This is a genomic window from Cellulomonas sp. P5_C6 (assembly GCF_054049635.1).
Map to the genome: position 1 here is coordinate 1 of NZ_JBFULZ010000208.1, position 6,930 is coordinate 6,930.

8 protein-coding genes are annotated in these 6,930 nt (G+C 73.8%); 7 read left to right on the forward strand and 1 reads right to left on the reverse strand.

The window, feature by feature from the left end; genetic code table 11:
• Window positions 1–873 (forward strand): hypothetical protein (locus ACXJKG_RS17935; protein WP_456847102.1); only part of this gene is annotated, 873 nt, incomplete at its 5' end.
• Between the two features lie 48 nt (window positions 874–921).
• Here ACXJKG_RS17935 and ACXJKG_RS17940 read toward each other — a convergent pair.
• Complete coding sequence (locus ACXJKG_RS17940) at window positions 922–1,779, reverse strand: DUF3097 domain-containing protein (protein ID WP_456847103.1); 858 nt, start codon at window positions 1,777–1,779, stop codon at window positions 922–924.
• A gap of 138 nt (window positions 1,780–1,917) precedes the next feature.
• On the opposite strand from ACXJKG_RS17940, the gene hrcA reads away from it, so the two are divergent.
• The 6 genes from hrcA to ACXJKG_RS17970 all read left to right on the forward strand — a co-directional run.
• Complete coding sequence (gene hrcA, locus ACXJKG_RS17945; protein WP_456847104.1) at window positions 1,918–2,940, forward strand: heat-inducible transcriptional repressor HrcA; 1,023 nt, start codon at window positions 1,918–1,920, stop codon at window positions 2,938–2,940.
• Window positions 2,941–3,001: 61 nt separating this feature from the next.
• A complete protein-coding gene (gene dnaJ / locus ACXJKG_RS17950; RefSeq protein WP_456847105.1) occupies window positions 3,002–4,129 on the forward strand; it encodes a molecular chaperone DnaJ in 1,128 nt (375 codons plus the stop codon).
• A gap of 22 nt (window positions 4,130–4,151) precedes the next feature.
• Window positions 4,152–4,910, forward strand: a complete 759-nt coding sequence (locus ACXJKG_RS17955; RefSeq protein ID WP_456847106.1) for a 16S rRNA (uracil(1498)-N(3))-methyltransferase — start codon at window positions 4,152–4,154, stop codon at window positions 4,908–4,910.
• Between the two features lie 86 nt (window positions 4,911–4,996).
• A complete protein-coding gene (locus ACXJKG_RS17960; RefSeq protein ID WP_456847107.1) occupies window positions 4,997–5,995 on the forward strand; it encodes a PhoH family protein in 999 nt (332 codons plus the stop codon).
• Between the two features lie 7 nt (window positions 5,996–6,002).
• Window positions 6,003–6,455, forward strand: coding sequence for an rRNA maturation RNase YbeY (gene ybeY, locus ACXJKG_RS17965; protein ID WP_370505340.1), 453 nt, complete (start codon window positions 6,003–6,005; stop codon window positions 6,453–6,455).
• A partial coding sequence (locus ACXJKG_RS17970; RefSeq protein ID WP_456847108.1) for a CNNM domain-containing protein occupies window positions 6,452–6,930 on the forward strand: 479 nt, incomplete at its 3' end. The genes ybeY and ACXJKG_RS17970, both read left to right, overlap by 4 nt.

The window sequence follows — 6,930 nt, forward strand, 5'->3', positions numbered from 1 at the left end:
CCGGCGGCGCCCGGTGCGGGATACCCGCCGCCTCCGCCCCCTCCGCCGGCCCCGGACTACGGGCAGCCGCAGTACGGCCAGCCCGCGCCCGGCAGCTACCCGCCCCCGGCCGGCTACGCCTCGGCAGCTCCCGGTGCGTACCCGCCGCCCGCCGGCGGCTACGGCGCTCCCGTGCCGGCATCACCCATCGGCGAGGCCTACTCCTACGGGTGGAAGGGCTTCACGCGGTCGGGCGGGCTCTTCATCCTGGCGACGCTGATCTGGCTCATCGTCGGTGCCGCCGTGGCGGCGATCCTCTGGGGGATCCTCATCGGGGGGGCGAGCCTCACCGACCCGAACCGCAACGGCGGCGGCCTCATGGGCGTCGGGTTCTCGTTCGTCACCGTGATCCTCTACGCGGCGCTCGCCCTGGTGGGGTACCTGATCGAGGCGGCGTTCATCCGCGCGGCGCTCGGCATCACCGACGGTCGCGAGGTCAAGCTCGGCACCTTCTTCACGTTCACCGACGTCGGCCCGATCCTGCTGACCGCCCTGCTGCTCGCCGGCATCAACCTGGTGGTCGGGTTCGTCTCCTGGATCCCCGTCATCGGCTGGCTGATCTCGATCGCGGTGAACTTCCTGGTGTTCTTCACGCTCTGGTTCGTGATCGACAAGCACATCAACCCCATCGACGCGCTGCGCTCGAGCGTGCAGCTCATCACGGCGAACCTGTCGACGACGATCCTGTTCTACCTGCTCAGCCTCGTCATCATCTTCGCCGGCGCCCTGCTGTGCGGCCTCGGCCTCTTCGTCGCCATCCCCGTGGTGCTCATCGCCACGGCCTTCCTGTTCCGTCGGCTGCTGGGCGACCCCATCGCGCCGCCCACGCTCTGACGCACGACGCTMGGTGCCCCGGTCCGCCCTCCGGCGGGCCGGGGCTCGTCACGTCGTGACGAAGTCGATGAGCTCCTCCACGCGGCCCAGGAGGCTGGGCTCGAGGTCGGCGTAGCTGCGCACCGAGCGCAGGATGCGCTGCCACGCGCGGGCGACGTCGGCCTGCTCGTCGGCCGGCCAGCCCAGCTCGCGCAGGATGCCGTGCTTCCACTCGGTGCCGCGCTCGATGGTGGGCCAGGCGGCGAGCCCGAGGCGCTCGGGGCGGACGGCCTGCCACACGTCGACGTACGGGTGGCCCAGCACGAGGACCGAGCCGGCGGGGTGGCCGCGCACGGCGTCTGCGGCGATCCGGCTCTCCTTGGACCCGGCGACGAGGTGGTCGACGAGCACGCCCACGCGGCGCCCGGGCTCCGGGCCGAAGTCGCGCAGGGCCTCGGCCAGGTTGTCGACGCCGTCGAGCAGCTCGACGACGACGCCCTCGAGCCGCAGGTCGTCGCCCCAGACCTTCTCGACCAGCTCGGCGTCGTGCTTGCCCTCGACCCAGATCCGGCTGCCGCGGGCGACGCGGGCGCGGGCGTCGTGGACGGCGACCGAGCCCGAGGCGGTCCGGGTGGGCTTCGCGGGTGCCGGGGCGCGCACGGGGGCGGTCAGGGCCACGGGCTCGCCGTCGAGCCAGAAGCCCCGTCCGAGCGGGAACGTGCGCGTCCGGCCACGGCGGTCCTCGAGGACGACCACGTGCTGGCCGCCCGACTTCTCGACCCGCACGACGGCGCCGACCCACCCGGTGGTGACCTCCTCGACGACGAGGCCGGTCTCGGCGGCCTGCGGGCGGCTGGTGCGGGTGGGCCGGTGGTGCGTCGAGCCGGAGCCCCCGAGCACGTCCGAGCCGTAGCGGTCGTCGTTCACCCGGGCAGCGTAGAGGCGCATCTCCGCGACGGGCCGCAGCCGCCCCGTGGGTGTCGCGTCCGCGGCGTAGCATTGGCACTCCCGTGCGGGGAGTGCTACCCGGTGCGCGTACGCGGACGACCAGACGGAGGAGGCGACATGAGCGAGGACCGACGGCTGGACGTGCTGCGGGCGATCGTCGAGGACTACGTCGCCACCAAGGAGCCCGTGGGCTCCCGCGCGCTGGTCGAGCGGCACTCGCTCGGCGTGTCGCCCGCGACCATCCGCAACGACATGGCCGCGCTCGAGGAGGGCGGGTACATCGCCCAGCCGCACACCTCGGCCGGTCGCGTGCCGACCGACAAGGGCTACCGGCTCTTCGTCGACCGGCTCTCCACCGTCAAGCCCCTGTCGAGCCCCGAGCGCCGCGCCATCGGCGCCTTCCTCGAGAGCGCGCAGGACCTCGACGACGTGGTGGACCGCGCCGTGCGCCTCATCGCGCAGCTGACGCACCAGGTCGCCGTCGTGCAGTACCCGTCGCTGCGGCGCTCCGCGCTGCGGCACGTGGAGCTGGTGCCCGTGGGCGCCCGCCACCTGCTGGTCGTCCTCATCACGGACACCGGGCGTGTCGAGCAGCGGACGCTCGAGCTGGGCTCGGACCTCGACGAGGCGGTCGTCGCACGGCTGCGCTCGCGCCTCAACGTCAGCGCGGCCGGCCGGCGCCTCTCCGAGCTGCCGGTGGCGCTGGGCGAGCTGAGCGACGGGTTCGCGCCCGGCGACCAGGGGCTCGTCGGCGCGGTCGTCGGGGTCGTCGAGGAGACGCTCGCGCAGGAGAGCGAGGAGCGCGTCGTGCTCGCCGGCACCGCGAACCTCGCGCGCGTCGGGGGCACCGACGTCCGGTCGATCGGCCCCGTGCTCGAGGCGCTCGAGGAACAGGTCGTGCTGCTGCGGCTGCTCTCGGAGATGGCCGAGGACTCGGCGACCGTGTCGGTGCGCATCGGTCGCGAGAACCAGCACGACGGGCTGTTCGAGACGAGCTTCGTGACCACCGGCTACGGCGACGAGGGCGGGGGGTCGGTGGCCCGCGTGGGCTCGATCGGCCCGCTCCGGATGGACTACCCCGGCACCATGTCCGCGGTCCGCGCGGTCGCCCGCTACCTGACGCGCATCCTCGCCCAATGACCCGCCACGAGACCTCCACCGTGACCCTGTCAACGACAGCTGGAAGTGAGCACCCCCTCCCGTGACCGACTACTACGAGGTCCTCGGCGTCCCGCGGGACGCCAGCCCCGAGCAGATCAAGAAGGCCTACCGCAAGCTCGCGCGCGAGCACCACCCGGACGTCGCGGGCACGGACGCGGGCTCCGAGGACCGGTTCAAGGACGTCTCGCGCGCGTACGACGTGCTGGGCAACCCCGAGAAGCGGCGCGCCTACGACCTGGGCGGCGACCCGTCGTCGCCCGGCGGCGGGATGGGCGGCGGCTTCGGCTTCCAGGACATCTTCGAGACGTTCTTCGGCGCCGCGACCGGCGCCGCGGCGCAGCGGGGACCGATCCCGCGCGCCCGCCGCGGGCAGGACGCGCTCGTCCGCCTCGACCTGGACCTCGCCGACGTCACGTTCGGGGTCCACAAGGACGTGCCGGTCGACACGGCCGTCGTCTGCCCGACGTGCAGCGGCTCGTGCTGCCGGCCCGGCACGTCGCCCCGCACCTGCGAGGTCTGCGGCGGTCGGGGCTCGGTCCAGCGGGTCGCCCGCTCGTTCCTCGGCCAGGTCATGACGACCCAGCCGTGCGCCGCGTGCCACGGGTTCGGCACCGTCATCCCCGAGCCGTGCACCGAGTGCTCGGGCGAGGGCCGCGTCCGCTCGCGCCGCACGCTGAGCGTCGACGTCCCGGCGGGCGTCGACACCGGCACCCGGATCAAGCTCACGGGCCAGGGCGAGGTCGGTCCGGCCGGTGGCCCCGCGGGCGACGTGTACCTGGAGGTCCGCGAGCGCAAGCACGACACGTTCGTGCGGCGCGGCGACGACCTGCACGCGACCCTCGAGGTGCCCATGACGGCGGCGGCGCTCGGCACCGTCCTCACGCTGGACACCCTGGACGGTGCGCGCGAGGTCGATCTGCGCCCCGGCACGCAGCCGGCGCAGGTCGTCACGATCAAGGGCCTCGGCGTCGGTCACCTCCACGCCTCCGGCCGCGGTGACCTGCACGTCCACGTCGAGGTGCACGTGCCGACGGCGATGGACGACGAGCAGGCCGAGCTGCTGCGGCGGCTGGCCACCCTGCGCGGCGAGGAGCGTCCGGAGGCCCGGCTCGCGGCGTCGAACACCGGCGTGTTCGCGAAGCTCCGCGACAAGCTCTCGGGCCGCTGAGCATGACGGCGCCGGCCGCGTCATGAGCGCGCCCGTCTTCCTGGCCGAGCCCGGCTCGCTCGACGCGGTCGTCGACGGCGGCACCTACCTGCTCGCCGGCACCGAGGGGCGCCATGCGGGCGTCGTGCAGCGCCGCGGGCCGGGGGAGCGCGTGGACGTCGTCGACGGCGCGGGCGTGCGGCTCGTCGGCCTGGTAGGCACGGTGACCGGCGACGGCGTGCTGGTGCAGGTGCAGCAGCGCGTCGTCGAGCCCGCACCGGCCGTCGCCCTGGTGCTGGTGCAGGCCCTCGCCAAGGGCGACCGCGACGAGATGGCGATCGAGGCGGCCACCGAGGTGGGAGTCGACGCGGTGGTGCCGTGGCAGGCGGACCGCTCGATCGTCGTGTGGCGCGGTGACCGGGCCGCGAAGAGCCGCGCCCGCTGGGTGGGCACGGTCCGGGCGGCCGCCAAGCAGTCGCGACGCGCTCGCGTGCCCGACGTCGAGGTCGCACTGGACGCGAAGGGCCTGGTCGAGCGCGTCCGCGCCGTCGTCGGCGCCGGTGGGGTCGCCCTGGTGCTGCACGAGGACGCGACCGACGCCATCGCCGCCACGGCGCTGCCCGACGCCGGCGAGTGCCTCGTCCTGGTCGGGCCCGAGGGCGGGATCGGCGACGTCGAGCTCGGGCGCCTGGTCGACGCGGGCGCACGCGCCGTCCGGCTGGGACCCCACGTGCTGCGGACGTCGACGGCCGGGCCGGTCGCGCTCGCGCTGCTCGCCGAGCGGCTCGGGCGCTGGGGCTGAGATTGCTGTGGGCGCGGACTCGTAGACTGACCGCGTACCGGAACACCCGCACCTGACCTAAGGAGCGCACGGCGCACGCCGAGCACATGGCCGAGTCCACATCCGCAGCGCGTCCCACCGGCGCACCCGCGCGCGTCGAGCACAGGATCAGCGTCCCGTCCGAGGTCTCGATGGTCGAGCTGCTCGGCCTGCGCGACGAGGTGCTGCGGACCATCGAGTCGGGGTTCACCACCGTCGACATCCACGTGCGCGGCAACGAGGTGCGGCTCGCCGGCCCGGTCGGCGACGTGGCCCTGGTGTCCCGGCTGGTCGACGAGCTGGTCGAGATGGCGGCAGGCGGCACCCCGCTGACCCCCGACGTCGTCACCCGGTCCGTCGCGATGCTCACGGCGGCGTCGACCGCCCGCCCCGCCGACGTCCTCTCGTTCAACATCCTCACCGGCCGCGGCCGCACCATCCGCGCCAAGACGGCCGGCCAGAAGGACTACGTCGACGCGATCGACCGGCACACGGTGACGTTCGGCATCGGTCCGGCCGGCACCGGCAAGACGTACCTGGCGATGGCCAAGGCGGTGCAGGCGCTGCAGGACCGCCAGGTGCACCGCATCGTGCTGACGCGTCCCGCGGTCGAGGCGGGCGAGCGGCTCGGGTTCCTGCCCGGCAGCCTGTCGGACAAGATCGACCCGTACCTGCGGCCCCTCTACGACGCGCTGCACGACATGGTGGACGCCGAGTCGATCCCGCGGCTGATGGAGGCCGGGACCATCGAGGTGGCGCCGCTGGCCTACATGCGCGGCCGCACCCTCAACGACGCGTTCATCATCCTCGACGAGGCGCAGAACACCTCCGTCGAGCAGATGAAGATGTTCCTGACCCGCCTCGGCTTCGGCTCCAAGGTCGTCGTGACCGGGGRCGTCACGCAGGTGGACCTGCCGTCGTCGCAGACCTCGGGCCTGCGCGTGGTCGAGCAGATCCTGGCGGGTGTCGACGACGTCGCGTTCTGCCGCCTGACGTCGTCGGACGTGGTCCGGCACCGCCTGGTCAGCGAGATCATCGACGCGTACGCGCGCTGGGACAGGAGCTGAGGCGGCCATGAGCGTCGAGGTCAACAACGAGTCGGGCTACGACGTCGACGAGGCGGAGTTCGCCGCGCTCGCGCGCTACGTGCTGGACGAGATGCACGTGCACCCGCAGACGGACGTGTCGATCCTGCTGGTGGGCACCGACGTCATGACCGACCTGCACGTGAAGTGGATGGACGAGCCCGGCCCCACCGACGTGCTGTCGTTCCCCATGGACGAGCTGCGACCGGGCCGCGAGGGCGACCCGACGCCGGCCGGTCTGCTCGGTGACGTCGTGCTCTGCCCCGAGGTCGCAGCCCAGCAGGCCCGGACCGCCGGTCACTCGACGGCGGAGGAGCTGCTGCTCCTGACCACGCACGGGATCCTGCACCTGCTCGGCTACGACCACGCGGAGCCGGAGGAGGAGAAGGAGATGTTCGCGCTCCAGCGTCGGCTGCTGCTGACGTTCCTGGCGTCGCGATGACCGACATCCCCGCCGCGCTGCTCATCGTCGTCGCCGTCCTCGGCATCGCCACGGCCGCAGCGCTGTCCGCCGGCGAGGTGGCGGTGGTGCGGATCTCGCGCGCGTCGGTGGCCGAGCTGCTGGCCGAGSGGCACCCCGCGGCCGGYCGCGTGCGCGCCCTGACCGAGCACCCCACGCGGGTGGCCTCGGCCGCGGCGTTCGTGCGGCTGCTGGCCGAGATGACCGCGACCGTCTGCATCACGATCACCGTCGGCTCGACCGGGCTGGTGTGGTGGGCCGTGCTGCTGGTGGCACTCGCGGTCTGCGGCCTCGTGGCGTTCCTGCTGGTCCGGGTCAGCCCGCGCACGATCGGCCGGCAGCACCCGGTCGCCACCGTGACGCGGCTGTCCCGGGCGCTGGTCGCCGTGACCGCGGTCGCCGGGGGTCTGGGCGCCGTCGGGCGGCCGGGGGCAGGGTCGGCCGCCGAGGACGAGGA

Bases quoted from the DNA above. Each gene is read 5' to 3' on its own strand.
- hrcA (WP_456847104.1), top strand. From the start codon at position 1,918: ATGAGCGAGGACCGACGGCTGGACGTGCTGCGGGCGATCGTCGAGGAC.
- ybeY (WP_370505340.1), top strand. From the start codon at position 6,003: ATGAGCGTCGAGGTCAACAACGAGTCGGGCTACGACGTCGACGAGGCG.
- ACXJKG_RS17955 (WP_456847106.1), top strand. From the start codon at position 4,152: ATGAGCGCGCCCGTCTTCCTGGCCGAGCCCGGCTCGCTCGACGCGGTC.